This window comes from Sporolactobacillus spathodeae (assembly GCF_016908935.1).
Lineage (GTDB): Bacteria > Bacillota > Bacilli > Bacillales > Sporolactobacillaceae > Sporolactobacillus > Sporolactobacillus spathodeae.
In genome coordinates, this window is the sequence record NZ_JAFBEV010000021.1 from 25,109 (window position 1) to 46,880 (window position 21,772).

Annotated in this window: 26 protein-coding genes; 4 read left to right on the forward strand and 22 right to left on the reverse strand. The window is 45.7% G+C overall.

All coding sequences use genetic code 11. The features are described 5' to 3' along the window. Positions 1-620: 620 nt before the first annotated feature. The 13 genes from JOC27_RS10425 to spoIIIAD all read right to left on the reverse strand — a co-directional run bounded on the left by JOC27_RS10425 (position 621) and on the right by spoIIIAD (position 10,757). Positions 621-1,508, reverse strand: a complete 888-nt coding sequence (locus tag JOC27_RS10425) for a polyprenyl synthetase family protein (RefSeq protein ID WP_205007234.1) — start codon at positions 1,506-1,508, stop codon at positions 621-623. Further along, positions 1,505-1,762, reverse strand: a complete 258-nt coding sequence (gene xseB, locus JOC27_RS10430) for an exodeoxyribonuclease VII small subunit (protein ID WP_205007235.1) — start codon at positions 1,760-1,762, stop codon at positions 1,505-1,507. Before xseB ends, JOC27_RS10425 begins: the two co-directional genes overlap by 4 nt. Continuing rightward, positions 1,755-3,128: an exodeoxyribonuclease VII large subunit gene (gene xseA / locus JOC27_RS10435; protein WP_205007236.1), complete on the reverse strand. Its 1,374-nt coding sequence runs from the start codon at positions 3,126-3,128 to the stop codon at positions 1,755-1,757. Before xseA ends, xseB begins: the two co-directional genes overlap by 8 nt. Further along, on the reverse strand, positions 3,100-3,972 hold the full coding sequence (gene folD, locus JOC27_RS10440; protein WP_205007237.1) for a bifunctional methylenetetrahydrofolate dehydrogenase/methenyltetrahydrofolate cyclohydrolase FolD: 873 nt from the start codon (positions 3,970-3,972) through the stop codon (positions 3,100-3,102). The genes xseA and folD overlap by 29 nt, the downstream gene beginning before the upstream one ends. Positions 3,973-4,066: 94 nt before the next feature. Further along, on the reverse strand, positions 4,067-4,477 hold the full coding sequence (gene nusB / locus JOC27_RS10445) for a transcription antitermination factor NusB (RefSeq protein WP_205007238.1): 411 nt from the start codon (positions 4,475-4,477) through the stop codon (positions 4,067-4,069). A 311-nt stretch (positions 4,478-4,788) separates the two neighbouring features. After that, positions 4,789-5,205, reverse strand: a complete 417-nt coding sequence (locus JOC27_RS10450) for an Asp23/Gls24 family envelope stress response protein (RefSeq protein WP_205007239.1) — start codon at positions 5,203-5,205, stop codon at positions 4,789-4,791. Further along, complete coding sequence (gene accC, locus JOC27_RS10455) at positions 5,177-6,574, reverse strand: acetyl-CoA carboxylase biotin carboxylase subunit (protein ID WP_205007240.1); 1,398 nt, start codon at positions 6,572-6,574, stop codon at positions 5,177-5,179. Before accC ends, JOC27_RS10450 begins: the two co-directional genes overlap by 29 nt. A gap of 14 nt (positions 6,575-6,588) precedes the next feature. After that, the gene (gene accB, locus JOC27_RS10460; RefSeq protein WP_205007241.1) at positions 6,589-7,068 is read right to left on the reverse strand and encodes an acetyl-CoA carboxylase biotin carboxyl carrier protein; all 480 of its coding nucleotides are present in this window, start codon (positions 7,066-7,068) and stop codon (positions 6,589-6,591) included. A 229-nt stretch (positions 7,069-7,297) separates the two neighbouring features. Then, positions 7,298-7,825 carry a SpoIIIAH-like family protein gene (locus tag JOC27_RS10465; RefSeq protein WP_205007242.1) on the reverse strand — a complete coding sequence of 176 codons (528 nt, stop codon included), beginning with the start codon at positions 7,823-7,825 and terminating at the stop codon, positions 7,298-7,300. Positions 7,826-7,843: 18 nt separating this feature from the next. After that, positions 7,844-8,506: a stage III sporulation protein AG gene (gene spoIIIAG / locus JOC27_RS10470; protein ID WP_338062802.1), complete on the reverse strand. Its 663-nt coding sequence runs from the start codon at positions 8,504-8,506 to the stop codon at positions 7,844-7,846. A gap of 4 nt (positions 8,507-8,510) precedes the next feature. Then, the gene (gene spoIIIAF, locus JOC27_RS10475; RefSeq protein ID WP_205007243.1) at positions 8,511-9,137 is read right to left on the reverse strand and encodes a stage III sporulation protein AF; all 627 of its coding nucleotides are present in this window, start codon (positions 9,135-9,137) and stop codon (positions 8,511-8,513) included. A 12-nt stretch (positions 9,138-9,149) separates the two neighbouring features. After that, entirely contained in the window at positions 9,150-10,355 is a 1,206-nt protein-coding gene (gene spoIIIAE, locus JOC27_RS10480; RefSeq protein ID WP_205007244.1) for a stage III sporulation protein AE, read from the reverse strand. Continuing rightward, on the reverse strand, positions 10,356-10,757 hold the full coding sequence (spoIIIAD, locus tag JOC27_RS10485; RefSeq protein WP_205007245.1) for a stage III sporulation protein AD: 402 nt from the start codon (positions 10,755-10,757) through the stop codon (positions 10,356-10,358). It abuts the gene before it with no gap. 192 nt (positions 10,758-10,949) lie between these two features. Here spoIIIAD and JOC27_RS10490 point away from each other — a divergent pair, with 192 nt between their 5' ends. Continuing rightward, positions 10,950-11,312, forward strand: coding sequence for a hypothetical protein (locus tag JOC27_RS10490; protein ID WP_205007246.1), 363 nt, complete (start codon positions 10,950-10,952; stop codon positions 11,310-11,312). Positions 11,313-11,442: 130 nt separating this feature from the next. Here JOC27_RS10490 and spoIIIAC read toward each other — a convergent pair whose 3' ends face one another. The 5 genes from spoIIIAC to JOC27_RS10515 all read right to left on the reverse strand — a co-directional run bounded on the left by spoIIIAC (position 11,443) and on the right by JOC27_RS10515 (position 14,703). Then, positions 11,443-11,646, reverse strand: coding sequence for a stage III sporulation protein AC (gene spoIIIAC / locus JOC27_RS10495; protein WP_205007247.1), 204 nt, complete (start codon positions 11,644-11,646; stop codon positions 11,443-11,445). A 51-nt stretch (positions 11,647-11,697) separates the two neighbouring features. Further along, entirely contained in the window at positions 11,698-12,213 is a 516-nt protein-coding gene (gene spoIIIAB / locus JOC27_RS10500) for a stage III sporulation protein SpoIIIAB (protein WP_205007248.1), read from the reverse strand. A 4-nt stretch (positions 12,214-12,217) separates the two neighbouring features. Then, a complete protein-coding gene (spoIIIAA, locus tag JOC27_RS10505; protein WP_338062803.1) occupies positions 12,218-13,159 on the reverse strand; it encodes a stage III sporulation protein AA in 942 nt (313 codons plus the stop codon). Between the two features lie 234 nt (positions 13,160-13,393). Continuing rightward, entirely contained in the window at positions 13,394-13,951 is a 558-nt protein-coding gene (efp, locus tag JOC27_RS10510; RefSeq protein ID WP_205007249.1) for an elongation factor P, read from the reverse strand. A 218-nt stretch (positions 13,952-14,169) separates the two neighbouring features. After that, entirely contained in the window at positions 14,170-14,703 is a 534-nt protein-coding gene (locus JOC27_RS10515) for a YqhR family membrane protein (RefSeq protein WP_205007250.1), read from the reverse strand. A gap of 258 nt (positions 14,704-14,961) precedes the next feature. On the opposite strand from JOC27_RS10515, the gene JOC27_RS10520 reads away from it, so the two are divergent. Both JOC27_RS10520 and JOC27_RS10525 read left to right on the forward strand, forming a co-directional pair. Continuing rightward, positions 14,962-15,924: a DUF1385 domain-containing protein gene (locus JOC27_RS10520; RefSeq protein ID WP_205007251.1), complete on the forward strand. Its 963-nt coding sequence runs from the start codon at positions 14,962-14,964 to the stop codon at positions 15,922-15,924. A gap of 21 nt (positions 15,925-15,945) precedes the next feature. Further along, positions 15,946-16,338 carry an SA1362 family protein gene (locus JOC27_RS10525; protein WP_205007252.1) on the forward strand — a complete coding sequence of 131 codons (393 nt, stop codon included), beginning with the start codon at positions 15,946-15,948 and terminating at the stop codon, positions 16,336-16,338. A gap of 263 nt (positions 16,339-16,601) precedes the next feature. Here JOC27_RS10525 and JOC27_RS10530 read toward each other — a convergent pair whose 3' ends face one another. Together JOC27_RS10530 and mntR are read right to left on the reverse strand one after the other, a co-directional pair. Continuing rightward, positions 16,602-17,489: a patatin-like phospholipase family protein gene (locus tag JOC27_RS10530; protein ID WP_239530252.1), complete on the reverse strand. Its 888-nt coding sequence runs from the start codon at positions 17,487-17,489 to the stop codon at positions 16,602-16,604. A gap of 330 nt (positions 17,490-17,819) precedes the next feature. Then, a complete protein-coding gene (gene mntR, locus JOC27_RS10535; RefSeq protein ID WP_205007253.1) occupies positions 17,820-18,251 on the reverse strand; it encodes a transcriptional regulator MntR in 432 nt (143 codons plus the stop codon). Between the two features lie 171 nt (positions 18,252-18,422). Between mntR and JOC27_RS10540 the strand changes: the two genes are divergently transcribed. Next, positions 18,423-18,803: a rhodanese-like domain-containing protein gene (locus tag JOC27_RS10540; RefSeq protein WP_205007254.1), complete on the forward strand. Its 381-nt coding sequence runs from the start codon at positions 18,423-18,425 to the stop codon at positions 18,801-18,803. Positions 18,804-18,936: 133 nt separating this feature from the next. On the opposite strand, the gene gcvPB is transcribed toward JOC27_RS10540, so the two are convergent. Further along, entirely contained in the window at positions 18,937-20,415 is a 1,479-nt protein-coding gene (gcvPB, locus tag JOC27_RS10545; RefSeq protein WP_205007255.1) for an aminomethyl-transferring glycine dehydrogenase subunit GcvPB, read from the reverse strand. Then, positions 20,408-21,763 carry an aminomethyl-transferring glycine dehydrogenase subunit GcvPA gene (gene gcvPA / locus JOC27_RS10550; RefSeq protein ID WP_205007256.1) on the reverse strand — a complete coding sequence of 452 codons (1,356 nt, stop codon included), beginning with the start codon at positions 21,761-21,763 and terminating at the stop codon, positions 20,408-20,410. Before gcvPA ends, gcvPB begins: the two co-directional genes overlap by 8 nt. Positions 21,764-21,772: the final 9 nt, after the last annotated feature.

Below are 21,772 nucleotides of genomic sequence, written 5' to 3' on the forward strand. Positions count from 1 at the left end.
GGTCCAGTAGGTTTTCCCACCAAGCAACCTAATGTTGCCATTTAGGCAGTTTCCTATTAAAGCCTGGCCGATGCCGTCGCCGGACACCGAACTGGAACGCCACTCAGGCCGCACTATAATCCTCTTCAAGAGCCGCAAAGCGGACAGTCTAGGAGATTTCCTCAGGCATTCTTTTACTTTATTCTAGCCTCTTTTGCAGAATTGATTTCAGGAAGACACACGCCCATGATGCCGGCCAAGCAAGTCATGGGTTACGTGCTTCCATCCCCTCTTTTCCACTCAAGGCAGGCTACGCTGCTTGCTTTTCCTTTAAAAAAGTACTACGCAATACAGGTTTTCCACATCGTCCATTTGCAAAAAGCAAACAACGTACGTGTCTCCACGGACGCAGGGTCTTCGCCCACATGCCGTTGCGGATCGCCCTACGCCCTTTACTCCCAGTACCAACCCAAAGCTGGGCGCCTTAAGCCGGCACCAGGAACTTCATCGATGTGCCCTTTGACGGATTTTTAGCCCCGTCTTCAAATAAAGTGGAATGACTAGAATACTGCGCCACCTGCAAGATACAAAAAAGATTGTAACATAAAAATAAAAATTGCTCAATAATCGTTTAAAAGCAATTAATGGGTTCGGTGCAACAAGTAGTTCGCTAGCTGAGCCAAAACGCTTTGGCCAAGTCCAATCTCGTTAAGACAGCCAATCGCCCGATCAATTTGCTTTGCCAATTCCTCTCGCGCACCATCGAGAGTAAGTAAACTGACGTAGGTATTCTTGTGATTATCCAAATCGCTACCAATGGGTTTGCCCAGTTCATTTTGGTTTCCGGTAATATCCAAAATATCATCACCAATCTGAAAGGCAAGTCCAATGTTATCCGCGTACGCTGACAATTGCATCTGCTCAGCTTCAGAAGCGCCAGCAATCCGAGCGGCGGCTTCGATTGGAAATTTGATCAGTCGCCCCGTTTTGCGGCGATGCACCGAAATAAGCTGATCCAGATTTAGTACTTTTTCTTCCGCTTCGAGATCATCCTCTTGACCGCCAACCATACCTTCCGGCCCAGCTGCGCTGGCGAGCATAGCGATTAACTGAACTTTCAGCGTTTCACTGAGCAATGGATCTTCGGCAAGTACTTGAAAAGCCGCAGTTAAAAGGCCGTCCCCGGCGAGCACCGCGGTGCCCTCGCCATAAACGATGTGATTCGTTGCGCGTCCTCTTCTCAGCTCATCATCATCCATTGCCGGTAAATCATCGTGGATCAGCGAATACGTATGTATCATTTCGATAGCGATAGCGACAGACAATCCTTGATCCGGTTTTCCACCTAATTCTTCGAGCGTCGCGAAGAGCAAAATCGGACGGATCCGCTTACCGCCAGCCATCAGAGAATAGAGCATCGATTCGCGCAGTTTCTCGGTTATCGGTAGTTTCCGCAAGAAAGTGTCCAATCGCTTTTCGAACCATTCCTTACGCGTCTGCATATAGTCATTTAGTGTTTGATCGGTCATTGACCCTCATCTCCTGAAATGGAAAAGGGTTCCGAATCACCTTCTGTATGCATCAATCGATCCATTTTATCGCTAACTTTCTCTAATTTATCGTGACAAAGTTTAGAGTATGCCATGCCCTTCTGAAACAAATCAATTGCTTTCTCAAGTGGGACATCATTGGTTTCAAGCTGCTTGACGATCGATTCCAGTTCAACCATCGCTTCTTCAAAAGAAACAGCCTGTTCGCCAGCTTTTTCCGCTTTTTCACTCATCTGTCTTCTCCTCCTCAATTCCCCAGACTTGACAGTCCACCCGTCCATCGTGCATTCGCAGAACAAGCGGGTCGCCAGGAACAACATCGTGTACCGATTTTAATAACTGATCGGCATCATTATAAGCCAAGCTATAACCCCTTGCCATGACCTTGAGCGGACTCAGCGCATTCAGTTGAACCATCAGTCGCTCACAATCGGTTTCTTTGTTTCGCAGAAGCTGTTGCAATTTCTGTTTCAATTTGTCAACTGTTTCGATCAGTGTGCGCTTTGATTGTTCAAGCAGTGCAGATGGATCAGAGCGAACCAGCAACCTGTCCAGACTAGCCAGCCGTTCACTTTTTTGCTGGATGAGCTGTTGCATGGCACGTCGGCCTTGTTCCCGTAGCTGATCGAATTGTTGCTCTTTCTGCAGAACGAGCTGCCGTGGATAACGAAAAGCATAGGCACCGTCAAAACCAGCGAGGCGATCGCCTTGTTGCTTGATTTGCGAACGGATTGCGCGAACCGCTCGTGCGCGCAGTTCATCAATTTGCCGATTCAAATCACGGAAATCAGGCACAGCAAATTCGCCTGCCGCAGTCGGAGTCGCCGCCCGCTTATCAGCTACAAAATCGGCAATCGTAAAATCTGTTTCATGGCCCACTGCGGAAATCACAGGCAAAACGGATTGAAAGATGGCTGAGGCAACCGTTTCTTCGTTAAAAGCCCATAAATCTTCAATCGAACCACCGCCCCGTCCGACGACGAGTAAGTCTAGCGTTCCGAGGTTGTTTGCTTGCTGTATTGCCCGGACAATTGAAGGCGCAGCTTCAGCGCCTTGGACAAGCACGGGAAACAAAGTGATCCGTGCGGCAGGAAAACGCCGTTTTATGGTTACAAAAAGGTCACGGATGACTGCGCCTGTCGGCGATGTCACAATACCGATTTCGTAAGAAACCTTTGGAATTTCCTTTTTTTGTGCCGGATCAAACCAGCCTTTCGCCTGCAATTTCTTTTTCAATGCTTCATAGGCGAGAAAGAGTTGTCCCAAACCATCCTGTTCCATGCTACGAATATAAATCTGGTACTCACCATAAGGTTCGTACAAGGCAATCGACCCTTGTACGAGTACTTTCATACCGTCCGTAGGTGCAAACGTCAGATTTCGCGCGCTGCTGGCGAACATCACCGCTTTGATGCGCGCATTGTTGTCTTTCAATGTCAAATAGAGATGGCCGCGGGAATGTCTTTTGAAGTTAGAGATTTCTCCTTTCAGCCAGACATTCTGCAGTGCTTGGTCCGTCTCCATTCTCTGTTTAATATAACGCGTCAGCCGAGTGACGCTGACATAGCGGTCAGCGGGATTCCGATTGTAGTCGTCCATCACTTGCCAGCGCCGCCTTCACTGTATTTTCCAGCAGCATCACGCGCGTCATCGGTCCAACCCCGCCTGGCACAGGTGTGATGAAACTAGCTTTTTGACTGACTTCAGGAAATTCTACATCGCCGACCAATTTGCCATCAGCATTGCGATTCATACCGACATCGACCACGATTGCTCCTGGCTTAATATCTTCCGCACCAATTAGTCCGGCATGGCCGACAGCGACGACAAGAATGTCAGCCTGTTTGGTATATTCTGCAAGTGGCGTGGTCCTTGAATGACAGATTGTCACGGTCGCGTCGTGATTCAAAAAAAGTTGAGAAGCTGGTTTGCCGACAATATGGCTTCTTCCGACGATAATCACATGCTTGCCGGCAATCCGGATCTTGCACGCATGCAGCATTTCGATAATCCCAGCGGGTGTGCATGGTTCGAAGCAATCCTGACCAATCATCATTTTTCCGAGATTAACTGGGTGAAAGCCATCGACATCTTTTTCCGGCGCAATGGTCTCGATCACTTTATCTTCCGAAATTTGTTTCGGCAATGGCAGCTGAACGAGAATGCCATGGATTGACGGTGCGCGGTTCAGTCGGACGACTTCAGCTAACAATTCTTCTTCTGTAACGGTTTCCGGAAGCCGGATCAATTCGGAATGAATACCCACTTCTTTGCAATCACGAATTTTCCCTTTGACATAAGACTGTGAGGCCGGATTTTCACCGACAAGAATCACTGCAAGACCAGGTACCAAGCCTTTCTCCGCCAATTCCTGAACCTTGACTTTAATCTGTTGGCGTTTATCTGCTGCAATTTGTTTCCCATCGATCAGTTTAGCGGGCATGAATCAGCATCCTCTCAAATTTTTGACTCTGATAGAGCCTCGTATCGTTCCTATTCGTTTCAAATTATCACTGTGCAGCGGGTAGCCGCGAAAATCAATCCTGTTTTCCATTTTCAATTTGATTTTTTGCAATACTTGAGAGAACTCCATTAACAAAAATACGGGATTGTTCGTCACTAAATAGCCGGCATAATTCAACGGCTTCATTAATGCTGACCGTCGCGGGTATCTCACCAAAATAAAGCATTTCACATACAGCTAACCGCAGGATGGTTTTATCAATATTGCCGATCCGGCTAAGTGACCAGTTTTTTAGATATTTGCTGATTTGATCGTCAATTTCTTTCTGATTCTCTAACACTTTATCCAATAGTTGGTCGACAAAAGGGTCTAGCGGTTCCCCACTCTCCATTACTGCCGCAACTGCGGTTTCGCGATCGGTTTTGCTGAGTGTCATCTGAAACAAAACCTGCAAGGCAATCTTTCTGGCCTCTCTTCGATTCATTGGCTTATTCCCTTCTGTTTTGCATTTGACTTCTACAATAGTTAGTAATTCATTTCGTCATGGCTTCGGTCGGTCGCTCGCTATACGTGAACACGCCGTGCGTCATCCATCTCATTCATTGTTTACTGGCAAGTAAGATAAACTTGGCGTAGCAAAGTCTTTTTTTACAAAAGTTGCGCTGCAGAGGCTCACTTTGCTCTGTTTTCCCGCAAGGCGCCAGAACGCCTTCTCTGCATTTTTCACGCAAATTTTTTATATTTTCTTATCTCTTGTAAAAAAACAAAGGGAGAGAGTACCCGCCCTTTGTTTCTTTACTCGGCCTCATCTTCAAAAAAGCCCTTTTTTTCTTTTAGGTCGAAACGAACACCGACGACATGAATATTGATTTGTAGCACGTCGAGTGCGGTCATCCGCTTCAATGTCTGCGCAATATGATCTTGTACTTCCTCAGCAACTTCGGGTATTGAAACCCCGAATTTGACCGTTAGATGCACATCAATCACGATACCTTCAGGCGTCAAGTCAACTTTGACGCCGCGGCGCATTTTACGATTGCCTAGCTTTTCAGCTGCGCCGGTCAGAAAATTGCCGTGCTTGTCGCCAACACCAACAATTTCGGAAGCAGCAATCGCTGCAATGACTTCGATGACGTTCGGTGAAATTTCAATTTTTCCAAGGTCTTCCTGCAGTTCGTCGACTTCAACCGATTGATTTTCCTTTTCCGGCATGAGTCGCACCTCCCGATTCGTCCGTCTCGTTGAGCGGATAAGTTTCAAGAAATTTCGTGTTAAAATTGCCGCTTACAAATACGGGGTGCTGCAACAATTTCTGGTGAAATGGAATGGTTGTGTGAATCCCCTCAATCACATACTCGCCAAGTGCGCGTTTCATCGTCGCAATCGCATCTTCCCGAGTCTTGCCGAACGTAATGACTTTAGCCACCATCGAATCGTAATAAGGCGGAATAAAATAGTCCTGATAGACTGCGGAGTCCACTCGGACACTTGGACCACCCGGCGGTAAGTAGGTCACAACTCGTCCGCATGACGGCATGAAATTCTTCTCAGGATCTTCCGCGTTAATTCGGCATTCAATCGCGTGGCCATTTAGATGGACTTCTGATTGCTCCACAGACAGTTCAAGTCCAGAAGCGACTCGTAGTTGTTCTTTAATCAAGTCGATACCGGTCACATACTCGGTCACGCCGTGTTCTACCTGGATGCGGGTATTCATTTCCATGAAGTAGAATGATCCATTCGGTTCATAAATGAATTCGATCGTCCCTGCCCCAACATAGTCCACTGCTTTTGCGGCGCGTACAGCCGCCATACCCATTTCTTGTCTTTTTTCTTCATTCAGCGCAGGTGAAGGCGATTCTTCGAGAAGTTTCTGCAGTCGGCGCTGAATCGTACAATCACGCTCACCTAGATGGATGACATGCCCGTGTTTGTCTGCAAGTACCTGAATTTCCACATGCCTGAAGTTTTCGATGTATTTCTCAATATATACGCCTGGATTGCCGAAAGAAGTGCTTGCCTCTTGTTGCGTAATTTGGATCCCATGGCGCAGTTCTTCTTCATTTCGTGCCACGCGGATGCCTTTTCCCCCGCCTCCGGCTGTGGCTTTGATCAATACTGGATAGCCGATGGCTGATGCGATTCGCACACCATCTGCAGCGTTATCGATAATCCCATCTGAACCCGGAACAACAGGAACACCCGCGTTTTTCATCGTTTGCTTTGCCACGTCTTTGATGCCCATTTTGCTGATCGCATCAGAAGGAGGACCGACAAAAATCAAATTACATTCCTCGCACATTTCGGCAAAGTCAGCGTTTTCGGACAGAAAGCCATAACCGGGATGAACCGCATCACAACCTCTGGCAGTGGCGACACTGATCAGATTTGTATAGTTTAAGTAACTGTCTTTCGATGCATTCGGACCGATGCAGAACGCTTCATCCGCGAGTTGGACATGAAGCGCCTCTTTGTCCGCCTGTGAGTAGACAGCCACCGTTTCAATTCCTAATTCTTTGCACGCACGGATAATCCGAACGGCAATTTCCCCTCGATTTGCAACTAAAACTTTTTTTATCATAAATAGAAAACCCCTTAATCTTCCTTGACCAGGAACAATGGCTGACCAAATTCGACTAACTGGCCATCCGCTGCAAGTACCTCAACAATCGTTCCTTTGCAGTCCGCTTCGATTTCGTTAAATAGTTTCATTGCCTCAAGTGTGCAGACAATCGTCTTCTTATCTACTTTCGATCCATTTTTGACATAGGGTTCGGCGTCCGGTGATGGTGTCGAATAAAAGGTGCCAACCATTGGTGCTGTGACTTTATGGAGCGCATCCGTATCTTGAGATCCTGTTGCAGCTTTCTTTTTTTCAGCTGGCACAGCTTGAACCGGCGCAGGGGATGCGACTGGAGCAGCAACTGTGGCAACTGGCTGTGCCGTAGCCTTCACGGAGAATGCGTCGGATTTCCGCAAGGTTATTTTCGTACCCTCTTCCTCGAATTTAAACTCACTGATGGAGGAAGAATCCATTTCCTTCATTAATGTCTTAATTTCTTCAAAGCTTAACACGTCGAGCACTCCTTTGTAACAACCGCTTTTCAACTTATTATAGCATATCGTCCATTCATTTCTCGAATGTACTTACACGCTGTTTTCTACGGCTGAATAAATTCAATGATCAAACATTATAATTTTGCATTTACAGCTAAAGCCGCAAAAAAGAAACCACCTGTTTTTCGCAGGCAGTTTCTATTGTACCTAATTTTGTTAAAAAAATCTTCAAATAATGAATGAATGCTTATTTTTGATTCAATGCATAAGTAACACTGACGATTTTGCCTACACCTAAATATTGATCCGTCAAACGAATGACTTCATTCGCTTGTTTCTGAGTCAGTTTCTCCGAATCCACGAAGACCTGTACATTATTACCCGTCGTTTTTACAACCGCGTTTTTGAATCCTTTCGACTGGATCACATCTTCAAGCATTGTCTCATTATTCGCCAGTGTCTGCATCGCTTCCATTTGATCATAGGCGGCACTGACTTCTTTGGCGGAGCTTTTCTTTGAAGCAATCACACTTTGATATTTTTGCTGCAGCTGACTACGTTCATCCGCCTTATCAAGTTCAATTTGACCCAATTTATTATCCGCCTTGCTGACTGCTTGCGTCTTCTGATTATTGCCGCTGACTTGTTGTGCCTGTTTTGCGCCTTGATCCGCCACATTTTTTGCATTTTGATTCTGTGCAGTCAGTGCATAAACGGATAGAACCACAATCAAACTCAGCATAGTGAGCAGCCAAACTGTCTGTTTTTTTAACATCTGAAACAGCCCCCTTAATTATTCTTTTGGTAGAACTTTGACCTTATAATTGGGAATATCCAGTACAGTTGCGACAGCATCCATAATCTCTGCGCGCGTCGCAGGTTGATCGGCACCGCGTACGACGACAATTACGCCACGGACGGTCGGCTGCTGTTTGCCGATTACAACGGGTTCTTTGGAACCATTTTTTTCAACCATAACCACCTGGGTATTTTGATCCCGCTCATTGACTTGGCGGGTCCCGCCCTTCTGATCGCTTTCCACAGTCTGGTTATCCTGAGTTTGTATATTATTCTGATAGATGGCCTTCTCAGTTGATGAAAAAGTGATCATCACCGAAGCGTCTGAAACACCCTGCATCTGATCAAGAATATTCTCTAAGCTCTGGCTTGCGTATGTCTCATAGCTTTCGATGGAACCCGTGGATTCCTTTTTAATTTTCTTTTGGACTGCAGAAAGTTTCTGTGAATTATTGACGTTGAACACATTCTGAGTCGTTTTTTGATTGTTTGGCGCGTTTGAGAAAATTCTTCCGACCCCAAGTAGCAGAATGCCGGCCATTGCTAGTAAGAGCAGACGCGTTATCAATTGACGCTGCGTGCTTACCGGTTTGTCCCCTTTTTTCTCCGCCTGATTGCCAAAAAACTTGTCTTTCAGCCAATCCATCCATCGTCTCACAGTTTCAGCCCCCCCCTTCGATTTGAATGGCGATGATCTGCTTATTCACTTGCCACTGCCCCGCGAGGAAGGAACGAATCTGCTCCGTCTGTCCGGATTGGTCGTCTTTTTTTGTGTCGGAGTCATTGTGCGTTCCAACGCTGATTGATACGGGCTGGATCGGTTGGATCTTTGTCACCGTACGGTCGCTGGAATTATCCGTCTCAGAAAGAATGAGCATCACTTTCTGAAGCTTTACGTCCTGCGAGTTGTCCTGTTTTGCGGTAAGATTCATTTGTTCAATCTGCAGTCCGTATCGTTTCGCCAACGCCTCCTTCACTTTATTTTTCATTTGGACAGCCACCTGTTCTTGAATATATGCATGCTGTTGTTTTTCTATTTCTATTTTTTCTTGGTTTGTTTGATTTTGCAGCGCGATCCCGCCTTTATTGAAGGGGACACCGTTGATGATCGCACGTGGGTCCATATGGAACAGCTTGATGACCGGTCCAAGCAAAGCAACGATTAGTACGAGTCCGATCACCAGCTTGACATATTTCTGAAAACCACCTGATGGCAATAGCAGTTCCAGAATAACCGCGAACAGAACAAGAACCACCAGTTGAGAAACCCAACTTTCGATATAACTCATTGTATCTGCCTCCTATCGAACCATCATCGACACATTGCCTGAAGTGATAATGATCGTCAGTGCGAGGAAAAACATCAATGAAACAATTGCCAATGCTGAAAACAAATAGAACATACACTTAGCCATAATACCGAGACAATCGATTACTGGCCCGCCGCCCAGCGGTTGGAGAATGGCCGAAGCGACATTATAGATAAAGGCAAGGGAGAGTACTTTTAGAAGCGGAAATGTGGTAATGCAGAATAAAATAATCAATCCGGCAATACCGACAGTGTTTTTCAGCAGTACAGAAGCGCCAAGCACTGTATCCGCTGCTTCCGTAAACATACGCCCGACTACCGGAAGAAAGTTTGCTGTAAAGAATTTAGCCGATTTGACAAGAAGTCCGTCTGATAAAGATACAGCCACACCTTGGACAGACATGACGCCGAGAAAGACAGCAAAGAAAGCCGCCATTGTGAACAAGGCAACCGTCTGCATCAATTTGCTGAGTCTCGTGAGCTTATAATTTTCCGACAGCGTGCTGACAATCGCGAGCAGAGCTGAGAGAAATAGCAACGGCATGATAAACAGCGACACAAGCCAACCGGACATATTGACCAAAAAAATAATCATCGGGTGGAAAAAGGCAACGGACGTCACTCCCCCGGCCGCTGCAGTCAAGCCAAAAATAAGCGGAAGCAAAGCGAGCATAAAATGTCCCATTTGATCGACAGTATCCTTTGTAAAATCAATAGCGACATTAAAGCTGTTTAGAAGCAGGATGAGGAGTGCAAGCATCACAACAAATTCAGCAACCTTTGCGACTGCTTTTTGTTCAAAAGCCGATTGGATCGCCTGGAGCACTGTAGCAAATACCGAAAGCAGGATCAGCGTTCCAAGCAGCTTACTGCTGACGATCAGCTCATTTAAAAAGTAATGTAACATTCCTTGCAAGGTCTTTTGAAAGAAGCCTTGCTTGTTTGATTGAACAAAGCTTTTGAAACTCGGGTCGCTGTTGGGAATAAAGCCGTTATAATCATTGACGAGCTTATCCCAATACTTGTCAATTTGACTCGTATCGAGCTGTTGTAGCTGCTCTTTGGAGGTACTTTGTGGATTGTTGTTACTTGCTGAAGTTTCTGCAAATGCTGGGCGCTGGTCAAAAAGAATCACAAAACAAAAAATAATCAGCGCAAGCAGCAACATTTTTTTATATTGACCCTTTGTATGACGCATTTAGCCCCCTCCCATTTGCGGCATCAATTGCAACACGGTTTCAACAATCGCCGTCAAGATCGGTATCGCCATGACAAGAATAATCACTTTCCCCGCCATTTCAATTTTTCCAGCAAGATTCGCTTGTCCACCATCTTTGGCTATTTGGGCGCCAAATTCCGCGATATAAGCGATGCCTATAATCTTCAAAACGGTTGCCACATAGATAGTGTTCAAATGCGCAGTGACTGCAATTTGGCGCAGCATGTCCATCACCAGTTTAATTTGGTCGACAAGCGTGATGAAAATCAGTGTGCCGACGACTAAAGTCAGAAGTGAAGCAAATACAGGACTCTTTTCTTTTAATAAAAGCGCCAGGAAGGTGGCGGCAAGACCAATCCCAACGATTTGTATAATGTCCATAGCGCTCGTCCCTTTTCCTCCGAATGCTTCCGCGGGTGCTAGTCCTTTTTAAATCAACTTATGCAGGTCGATTGCCCGATATGCTGACCAGCCCGGACGTCACGAACGAAAGCAACGTTGGCGCGTCAAGTTTATGCTAGAATGAATGAGGAAATAGGCGCATCTCACCCAAGAAGTTATGGAGGCTTTACATTGAATCGAAAAACAGAATTTATATTGATTGTCATTCCCGCTGTGTGGCAGACGCTTATTCTCGCTCTGCTAGCTATCGTCCCGGTCCTGACTCGTCATTATTACAGCTTCACTTATCAGCCAACGCTATGGCTTGTCATGATTCATCTCTTTACTGCACTGTTTCTTTGGATTGCTGCCTTTGAAGTGAAAAGAGACAAGAGAGTCTGGGGATTATTCGTTCTGGCTGTCGGCGTCCTTTTATCCGTCTATGATTATTTCAATTTTGTGGTAAACATTTTGCTTGTGATTGCTGGCGTGATGGTTCTGTTCCATCATGCAAAGCCACAAATCAACTCTGAAAGGGGAAAATCGGGTGAATAAGCGATACCGTCTCCGAACAACAGAAACATCGTGCTCGCTAGCAGGCGGTATTTGAGGAGACGCGTGGTGCCTCGGCAAGCGAGCAGTCGCGCGCATGGTCAAAAATGAGTTGGACTAAGCTTTTCTCGCATCAGAAAAAAAGGAAAACATTTTTAATTTTCTGAAATAAATCATCAATTAATGTTGCCGCCATCGCCAAAATAACAACAAAGCCGATCAGCGTCACCCATTGTGCCCAATCCTCTTTTCCCATTTGTTTCAACACCGTCTGAATCATCGCGACAATAATCCCGATTCCAGCAATTTGAAAAATAGTATTAACATCAAGTGACATGGTTTTCTCCTCTCTCCACGCATTTCCTAGCAAATCCAAATTACCAATCCTTTAGATCAGCAGCAGAACCACCAAGAGACCTGCCAGAAAACCAAGACTTCGCATCATTTTTTCATGTGTTGCTTGATCCCGGCGGGCCTCATTCTCTTCAGCTTCGAGCTGCGCGAGCGCAAGTTGAATATGCTTCTTTTGATTCGCCACATCCCCCGTACCGAGGGTTGTTCCAAATTGAAGAACGACTTCACGTTCGGCAGTCTTCATCGCGGTTTGCGGCCAATAGTGAAGCACAGCTTGACGCCAAGCATCTTGCAGTGGATAGCCTTCTTTAAACAACGCATCCTGCAAATATTGAAAAAAGCAGGATATCGGCTGCGGTAATTGCTTCTCCAGATGAACCGCTAACTCGCCAACGGGTATTCGTCCATAGATAATTTCCGCTTCCATAGATTGAAGCGCTGAACGCCACTGGCGAATTTGCCGCGGCCTTTGATTATATCGTGAGGCCAGAACAAAACCGATCAGCGTTGATGCGGCAATAATACACAAAGCGCCGAGAAACTCTATCATGCGATCAGCCCTCTCCAGAAAAAAGTATCCGTCCCGACTGGTTCAATACACGAATGTGAGCAGCCCCACCAAAACGATTTCGCGACACAATAATAAATCGTTGGAAAAAGGCCGACTCAAACAACGGAGTAAGTGCAGGGCGCCGTCTTACTTGATCGAGTTGATAGCCATGAGCGGTCGCCATCACAGATACGCCAGCGTTTAACGCCTCAAGTAATGCTTCAGTATCCTCTTTCCGACCAATCTCATCGACAATCAGCACTTCGGGACTCATCGAACGAATCATCATCATCATCCCCTCTGCCTTCGGACAGGCATCTAGCACATCAGTTCGTGGACCGACTCGATTCTGAGGAACGCCGGAAACACATCCTGCGATTTCAGAACGTTCATCAACGATCCCCGTCTTTCGTCCGCCTATCTTGCGCGCGGCAATCCCTTCACTGATTTGACGCGCAAGATCGCGCAGCATGGTTGTTTTCCCAGTGAGTGGTGCGCCAATAATTAATGTGCTTAGCCAGCGGCCCTCGTAATAGAGCTGAGGCACAATTGAATTGGCAGCCCCGATAATTTGTTTCGCCAGCCGGATGTTGAAAAAGGTTACGTCACGCAGCCGGAGTACACGTCCATTTTCTGTAAGGACATGCCCGGCAAGACCAATTCGATGGCCGCCGCGAACCGTGATGTAGCCTCTTCTCAGCTCTTCTTCTAGTGTATAGAGTGAATAATGGCTGATCTTCTGCAGCATTTCCTGGGCTTCTTGGCTCGTGAACGCCGCAACAACTTGCTCGGTTTGATTATAGACACCTTGCGACGTAATCAACTCGGGCGGATAGCCCGTCCGGCAGCGGATTTCTTCTATATCTTGCCGAACGCCTTCTGGCAGGGTACGGATGGTTTGACTGAGTCTTGCCGGCAGAAACGAAAGAATTTGATTGATTATCACGTGAATCACCTGTTTGTATCAGATTGATTCTTTCAAAGATAGACCCAGCGCGATCTGAAGTCCTGTGACAAGGTGCATTCTCTAACACAATATATGCCCGCTTCCCCGCAATATGAACAAGCTGTCAGAGATCCGCATACTTTGTTTTCTTTAAAAAAAAAAAGAGGATGGCTCAAAGCTAAAAAATCAGCTTCGAGTCATCCTCTTGTCGGTACAATAAAATTAAGAAGATAATTAAGCGCGTGAAACGTACAATCCGGAACGCGTATCAATCACCAGTTTGTCACCTTCATTAACGAAAAACGGAACGCTGACAACATAACCGGTTTCCAACTTCGCCGGTTTGGATCCGCCCGAGGCCGTATCGCCTTTAATTCCAGGTTCTGTTTCTGCAACTTCGAGAATAACTGTGTTTGGCAGAACAACACCAAGCGTCTCACCTTGGTAGGACTGAATATTAACTTCCATATTTTCTTTCAAAAAGTTCAATTGTTGTGTAATCTGGCTGGCATCGAGATCCATCTGTTCAAAGGATTCCATATCCATAAATGTGTACGCATTGCCGCTTGCGTATAAATACTGCATTTTGCGGTTATCGATACGGGCTGGATTCACCTTTTCACCGCCGCGGAACGTTTTTTCCTGTATGGCACCCGTACGCAAATTGCGTAATTTCGAACGAACAAAAGCGGCGCCTTTTCCTGGCTTAACGTGCTGGAATTCAATGACAGAGAGAATGTCTCCGTCTACTTCGATAGTCAATCCCGTTTTAAAATCATTTACAGAAATCATTATTTTCCTCCTTTATGTAAGCCGTCATCCGAACCGCGCGGTAGTTTGTCCGTATTGGGGGCAAGAAAACCGCGCATCAAAACGATCACTTGCGGCCTTACCTGGTTAGCGTATCCTTTTCGAGGAGATCCGCAGGCAATATGGCAAATGATGAGTTCTATCGATGATCAGGATGATTCATGCAGACAAAAACCAACTTTACACATTTTACCACAGTCTCATTCGTTTGAATAGCTTCCAGAGCTTTGTTTTCCCTCTTCAAGTTCAAAAGAAATGGAATAGCCGATAAACAGTCCATAAAGCAGGAATAAACAAAATGTAGTTGATGCTGTGTTCCAGCCAAGACGTGTAAGATAGGGCAGACCGGGAATAAGCGGTTGTAAGGCATAGAATACCAATCCCCAGAGTACAAACCCGAAAATAAGGCTTATCCAGAAATTCTTAAATCTTCCAAGTGTGAATTGATAAAGCAAAGCAATGGGCAATGATAAAATGGTTAGTCCGACGATCGCGAGAAATTGTCCGCCGACACCCGTTTTCCATGAGGGCAACGGAATCGGTGCAAGCAGTAATTCTGGACCGTATTTAGTAAAGTTGATTAGCTGACAAACCATCCCAATTAAGCTCCAGAAGAGTCCCCCGAATAAACCAATCACTGCCGTTCGCCCAAACGACTTGACCTGCTTTTTTCTTTCTGTGCCCCTTGTATCTGCTGATTTCTTCTTTTTTTTGATGATTAATTTTCTTGCCATAAATACCCTCACTTCTCCGGCTACCTGTTTACTGCTTATTATGCCCAATCTCTCGGTTAAAATTTCCATACAGAATCGGAAAAGCTGGCACGCAGATAAAAGGAAAAATGAAGAAGAAATGATCATGTCTCTAGAGGTTTTGTTTCCATTCAGGTAGAATAGATATTAGGAGAGAATTTTTTCCTGACTCATTCCTATGGATCAATCATTAGAGATAATTACGAAATAATTTTTCATGAAACGGGTTGACTAAAGACAATGACGAAACAACTTCCGATATACGGTGGCCAGGCAGTTATTGAAGGCGTCATGATGGGCGGACAATTTGTGACAGTGACCGCTGTCCGCAGAAACGATCAATCAGTAACCTATTACGAGTGCCTGAAAAACACGAATGCTTCTTTAAAACTTCTAAAAAAGATTCCATTGTTACGTGGCATTATTGCCATTTTAGAAGCAAGTGCGCTTGGTAGCAAACATCTACAATATGCATCTGATGTGTACGAGGAGAATCCGGAAACAGATCAGGAGCGGGAAAAACAGAGGAATGAAACAAACAGTTCTGGTCGCATCAAATCAATTCTCGGGCTGACGACTGTCGGGATTCTTTCTTTCCTATTTGCAAAATTTATTTTTGATCTTGTGCCTGCGCTCGCAGCAAGTACCCTCGAACCGTTCATTGCCAATCATTTTGGCCAAATTCTAATTGAGGGTCTAATTAAAGTTTTCTTACTGATCGGCTATATTCTGCTGATTTCCCAGACACCGCTTATAAAAAGATTGTTTCAATATCACGGTGCAGAGCATAAAGTAATTAATACATTCGAAAGCGGAACACCCTTGACGGTAGAAAACGTCCGCAAACACAGCAGGCTGCATTACCGCTGTGGATCGAGTTTTATCGTTTTTACAGCTATTATCAGTGTTTTCCTTTATATGTTCTTTCCAACTGATCCACTCTGGCTGCGCCTCGTCAGCCGCTTGATCCTGATTCCGATTGATCTCGGTCTCGCTTATGAACTCCTACGATTTACGAATAAGGTTCGGTATATACCTTTTTTACGTTGGCTCGGTTATCCAGGCCTCTGGGTTCAATATCTGACAACAAAAGAACCGTCAGATGATCAAATTGAAATCGGCATTCGGTCGTTCGAACGGATGCGCATCCGTGATCAACAGTTAACAAACAATGGGCAGGCGCTTGTCAATCACGTACTCTGACCCTCATGGAGGTGAAAGTCAGTGAAACACATCGTTCACTCAATTATTTTTATTGCATTAATTTGCCTTGGTGTTTTTGGTTTGTTTTCATTATTCTTTGCGCACCCGATGGCGCTTTTCATACAGATAGCGATTGTCGGAATCATTGTCCTTATTGGCTTGTTCTTCTTCCAACGGCTTTTGGAAGGCCCAGACCACAGGCGCTATAAACATGCAGCGAAACAATCGAGGAAACATCATCGTTTCGCTGCCTACAAGCGACTACGTGGTATGCGCGCCTCACGCCTTAAAGTTATTTCGAATCGTAAGCCTAATCCCTTAAAGGTCTTTAACCACCAATCGTCCAAAGATCAGAATCATCTTACAGTGATTGAGGGCAAAAAAAACAAAAAAAAGAAGCGTGTTCTTTTTTAAAAATCCGCGCCAACAAGCTGTTCTTGTATTGTTTTCTCCAAAATATTTCTAAAGATTGGCTGAGGCCAGTCTTTTTCTATGCATGAATGTATTAAATTTAACGAGACAAGTCAGCCCCCGCAGATTCCAGCTGTCTGAGGAGACGCGCGGCGCCCACGACAAGCGAGCAGCCGGGCTCGGCTTAGCCGAATTTTTCTGATGCGTATGCGCTTGATATTAGTGAATGGTCAGGATCATTGCATCTAACAAGAATTCATATGGAATTAATAAGACCACTTCTTCAGAAAGACCTCGGTTTCGTCTTCACCAAGCGCATACAAACGATCGCGTTCACCGACTGAGATATTGAAGTCTTCGGTTGCGACATTAGCAACCGGAATGACAATAATATTTGAATCTTTTAGTTTTTTAATTGTTTTTTCATCGTAAGCCTCGCGCATCGCCGTAAATATTCCTCGAAATAATTCAACCGCATTCTGAATCGGGGCAGGCGATTGGTAAGCTAGGCTTTTCACTGTCTGAATGCCCAGGTAAGGACGCGGCGGATTTTGACCCCCTTGATCAAACAACCATAACGGGAAATTGCTTAGCAGCCCGCCGTCGACGATTAATGATTTTTCTCCACTCTCGGCAACAAGCGGTAGTGGCTCAAAGAAAAAAGGAAGTCCGGCACTCATTCTCACCGCACGAGCAACCGAAAATAGTGCCGGATCAATCCCGTAATCCGATAAATCGTCCGGGATCACAATCATTCGCCCGCGTGAGGCATCAGTGACGATGATCTTCAACGCGCCGGGTTCAAGATCCGAAAAAGTGTGCACATTCTTCGCAGCTAGAACATCGATCAGCCATTTTTCGAGACCGTCTCCTTTGTACAAACCCATCCGAAAATAAACACGCAACCATTTGAATAAAGGGAAAGAAACCGGTGACCGCGGATCAATCAAGTGACTTGTGTCCATCTGCTCCATCAACTTCTTCATTTCCGCCGCCTTATATCCGGCGGCAAGTAAAGCAGCAACAATCGCACCGGCACTCGTTCCAGCAGTTCGTTTGAATTGGAAACCATTTTGTTCAAGTTTGTTCAAAGCGCCGATAAACGCAAATCCCTTGACTCCACCGCCAGAAAAAACAATATCAATCCACATCATGATGCCTCCTCTTTACTGCCGCAAGCGGTCAATCATAAAGTCGGACAACTGTAACAAAGTATGGCAAACTGCCTACTAACTTTTACTACTATATTCCGTCATTGCCCATACTTGCCCCCGGAACTTTGAAAAACCTTTAAAGCTAACACCAGATTCATTGTTTCGAAAATTGCTCTGAACATGGTACTGGAATCGAACGTTTCCCGCAAGGCCCCAGAGCCCCTCGCTCCATTTTTTGTGCAAAATCTTCTACATTCTTATCTTATAAAGAAAAAAGATGCCCCAAGTTGACTTTGGGGCATCCTCTTTTCGTCTATTTAATTCAATTCATTAATCCTCAAACTCTTCGCTTCGCTCCTTAATTTCAAAGAACTGTTCAACTCGTTTCGGATCCTCTTCAAAATATTGAACGACATCGCCTATTCGGTCTATCGAATCCCAGCTCAAATGGTGTTCGATGCCTTCAACATCTTTATAAACATTTTCTTCGTGAACGCCAATCAATTTCAGAAAATCTTCAAGCAATTCATGCCGATAAACAAGCCGTTTGCCCATTTTCTTACCTTTAGGTGTCAAAATAAATCCGCGATATTTCTCATAAATTAAGTATTGATCTTTATCCAGCTTCTGAACCATTTTCGTCACCGAAGAAGAGTGAACATCCAATGCTTCAGCAATATCTGAAACTCTTGCATAACCTTTATCTTGAATCAGCCAATAAATCCGTTCAATGTAGTCTTCCATACTTGGAGTAGGCGACATCATGTCTCCCCCTAACCAAACCAATAGTCATCTTATTAATCATACTATAAGGTCCTTTAAAAAACAAGATAATGCGGTTTCATTCCGATCGATTTGATGACATTGCTCTTTGTAAAAATTACGATAAATCGCTATAATTAAGGAAGAGATGCTTTGGAGGGAAGAATACATATGGGATGGGTAAGTCTAATAATTGTTGGGGTTGTCTATTTAGGATTTACGTTTGGCGCGCGATGGATGCAAAAGCGCTATCTGACTACATTAAGCGACGACGAATTTCGCGCTGGTTGCCGCAAGGCGCAGCTGATTGACGTCCGGGAACTGGACGAGTTTAAGAAGGGGCATATTCTCGGTGCGCGAAATATCCCACTGACACAAATGAAATTACGCAAAACAGAAATTCGCCATGATATGCCGATCTATCTGTACGATGCAAATGGTGTCCGCAGCGCCCGGGCAGCTTCACTTCTGAAAAAAATGGGCTTCAAGAATCTCTACCATCTGCAAGGCGGCTTTAAGAAGTGGAGCGGAAAGATCAAGACAGGCGCCTGAACACAAAAACATCAATAGTGAAAGAAAACTCAGCCTAGAACTAGCTGAGTTTTTTTGATGCCTATGATAGTAAAATGGCGCGCGTCCTTCTGAACGCGCGCCGTTTTACTAATGGAATACCAACCTGTTTACCTTATTGCTGTTCCCGATCATTTTTACGATAACGCAGAATCGGATGGCGAGCCGCTCGCGTCTCATCTAAGCGTTTGATTACTGTTTGATGCGGCGCTTCCTGAACAATTTCTGGGTTGCTTTCTGCTTCACGTGCAATTTCAAGCAGGTGATCAGCAAAAGCATCGAGCGTCTCTTTCGATTCAGTCTCCGTCGGTTCAATCATCATCGCTTCATCAACAAGCAGCGGGAAATAGATTGTCGGTGGATAGTAACCAAAATCAAGTAAACGCTTGGCCATATCTAATGTCCGCACACCTAAAGCTTTTTGGCGGCTGCCCGATAAGACAAATTCATGTTTACACAGTTGCTTGAACGGCGTGTCGAATGCACCCGACAACCGTTTCAGCAGATAATTGGCATTCAGGACCGCATCTTTAGACACCTGGTTCAATCCTTTGCCGCCCATTGTGCGAATGTACGCATAGGCGCGGACATTAATCGCAAAATTACCGTAGTAGGACTTAACGCGACCGATGGATTGCGGTCGGTTATAATCCAAACCGTAGCTGCCATCTTCTTTCTGGATAATCAGCGGTTTCGGCAGAAAAGCAGCCAATTCCTTCTTCACGCCGACTGGTCCGGAACCCGGACCGCCACCACCGTGCGGACCTGTAAATGTTTTATGCAAATTGAGATGAACGACATCATAGCCCATATCACCTGGACGGGTTACACCCATAATTGCGTTCATATTGGCGCCGTCATAATAAACTTTCCCGCCAGCCGCATGGATAATCTCAGCAATTTCTTGAATATGTGTTTCAAACAGGCCGAGTGTGTTGGGGTTGGTCAGCATTAAAGCGGCAGTAGTCTCGTCAGCGACCCGTCTTAAATCATCCAAATCAACGAGTCCATTCGCATTAGATTTTACCGTGACGGTTTCAAAACCAGCGACTGAAGCCGACGCCGGATTGGTTCCATGAGCCGTATCTGGAATAATGACTTTCGTACGCTTGCTGTCATGATTGGCTTCGTGGAACGCACGGATAGTCATCAATCCCGTCCATTCACCATGTGCGCCCGCTGCTGGCTGCAAGGTCATCGCATCCATGCCGGTGATTTCCTCAAGATTGGTCTGCAATCGATAAAGAAGTTCAAGAGCGCCTTGAACACTTTGCGGATCTTGATAAGGATGGATATGAGTCAGTCCATCTAGCCGAGCGAGTACTTCATTGACTTTCGGGTTATATTTCATTGTGCACGAACCTAGCGGGTAAAAGCCGTTGTCCACGCCAAAATTACGTCTTGATAGTGCCATATAGTGACGAACGAGTTGCAATTCCGACACTTCCGGAAGTTCTGGTTTTTTCCGTCGGATATAGTCACTCGCGATCAACGTTTCCGTAGGCTGCGCTGGCACATCTAACGCACTCAGACTATAGGCTGTGCGTCCCGTCTTAGATTGTTCAAAAATGAGCGGTTGATTCGAATTAGCCATGGATGATTTCCTCCAATGCCTCTGCAAATTGATCAATGTCTTCTTTTGTACGCATTTCTGTGACCGCAACAAGCATCTGGCCTTTTCGTTCCGGATTGAATCTACCTAAATCACAGCCGCCGATAAAGCCTTTTTCCAGTAATTTGCGGTTTACATCAGGAACAGAAGCGCCGCAATCAATCACAAATTCATTAAAGAAGGCACCCTCGGTCACAAGACGCGCGCCGCTGTTTTTCAATTTTTCTGCAGCATAATGCGCTTTTTGCAAATTCTGATCGGCAAGCTCCGTGATCCCTGCTTTGCCGAAAGCGGTCATTGCGACTGCAGAAGCGAGCGCATTCAATGCTTGATTGGAGCAAATATTCGAGGTCGCCTTATCCCGTCGAATATGTTGTTCGCGCGCTTGAAGTGTCAACACATAACCACGTTGCCCTTCTTCATCAACGGTTTGACCGACCAGTCTGCCTGGAACTTTGCGGACGAGTTTCTCTGTTACGGCAAAATAGCCGCAATGCGGACCGCCGAAAGAACTGCTGATTCCTAGCGGTTGGCAATCACCGGTAACAATGTCAGCATGGAAATCACCTGGCGGAGTCAGCAGACCGAGTGCGAGCGGATTGCTCGAGACAATAAAATGCGCTTTACCACAGCCATGAACAAGTGCTTCAATTTCTTTTAAGGGCTCAATCTGTCCATAGAAGTTAGGATATTGGACCACAACGCAAGCCGTATCGCTATCCACAAGCTGTCGCAAAGCCTGCAGATCGACAACGCCGTTTGCGGACGGAATAGTCACTAATTCGAGATGTCTGCCATGCGCATAGGTTTGAACAACCTCACGATATTCTGGATGGACCGACTCTGCAATCAAAATTTTATTTTTTCTTGTTGTGCCGGCACTCAGCAGAGCCGCTTCAGCCAAAGCTGTCGAGCCGTCATACATTGAGGAGTTGGCAACATCCATTCCGGTCAGTTCGCAGATTAATGTTTGAAATTCGAAAATCGCCTGCAGCTCGCCTTGAGAAACTTCTGCCTGATACGGTGTGTAGGCCGTATAGAATTCGCCGCGAGACAGCACGCTGTCGACGACGGAAGGAATATAGTGGTCGTAAACACCCGCGCCGAGAAAAGACGGGTATTCCGTCGTCGTTGCATTTTTCTTGGCCATTTCTTGGAACAAGCGAATTAATTCAGGTTCCGACAGGGCTTTTTCAACCGAGAGTTCTCCTTTAAAACGAATTCCCGATGGCACATCGCTAAAAAGTTCTTCCTCGCTGGTGATGCCGATCGCTTGTAGCATCTCCTGCCGATCCGTTTCTGTCACCGGCAGATAGCGAAATTCTCCCATGATTTTTCC